Consider the following 918-nt stretch of genomic DNA (forward strand, 5'->3'; position numbering starts at 1 on the left):
CAGGCCCTAGACCAAACGCCCCGACTTGTTCGGGGCGTTTGTTTTTATGCTGAAAAAAGGCTCTTCAGCCCATCAACTGCATCAGTTTCTTGGTACCCAGTACGCTGATCGCCCGCTTGAGGTTGTATGCGGTCACGGCCAGGGCCATTTCGGCTCTCGTCCCTTCGAGTTGCCGTAGCAAGAACCGTCCGTTTCCAAATAGCCATTGTTTGAGATTGCCAAACGGGTGCTCCACGATGGATCTGCGTCGTTCCATCATCTCTGGATGCAGTTGCATCCGCTTCGCCATTCGTTCAAAGGCTTCCTCTTGTGCATGACGCGAGACGTAGCGGCGCTTGGCTGTCGTACATCGGGCTTTCAGCGCACATCCAGCACAGTCGCTGATTGCTGCCTGGTAGATCCGGTCGCCTTTGTAACGCTGCTTCAGGGTTAGCCACTGGCCTGCTGGACACTGGTACCGATCCTGGTCAGCGTCGTAGGTAAAGTCTTGGCGTTCGAACAATGCCTCGCCGCCTGGGTTCGAGGTTCGGTTTGGCGGTACATACGCGGTAATGGAGGCTTCCTCACACGCCTGGAACTGCTGGCCGTTTGAGTAGCCCATATCCGCTGTCACGGTCAGAGCATCTTGCCCAAGTTCGGCCTTGGCCGCTTTAGCCATGGGCTCAAGCTGTTTTCGATCATCACCCTCTTGCGTCACCTCGTGATGCAGAATCAGGCAGTGTTCTGCATCGACAGCGGTCTGCACGTTATAGGCAACACGCGCCCCCTTGGGCGTGCGCATCATTCGGGCATCGCTTTCGTGTGTGTTGAATTGCTCCAGCCCCATCGATTGCATCAAGGCTTGGCAGCTGCGGTTGTCTTGCTGCTTAGCCTCAAGCTCTGCCAGGGCCGCCTTGATCGCAGTGCGATCTACCACCT

The 918-nt window shown here is 56.5% G+C and carries 1 protein-coding gene; it reads right to left on the reverse strand.

The window, feature by feature from the left end:
• Positions 1-64 precede the first annotated feature (64 nt).
• Positions 65-918, reverse strand: an 854-nt coding sequence (locus F3J45_RS29570; RefSeq protein ID WP_167070877.1) for a transposase, incomplete at its 5' end; no start/stop codon positions are given.

The sequence above is a fragment of the Pantoea sp. Ap-967 genome (assembly GCF_011752565.1).
GTDB lineage: Bacteria > Pseudomonadota > Gammaproteobacteria > Pseudomonadales > Pseudomonadaceae > Aquipseudomonas.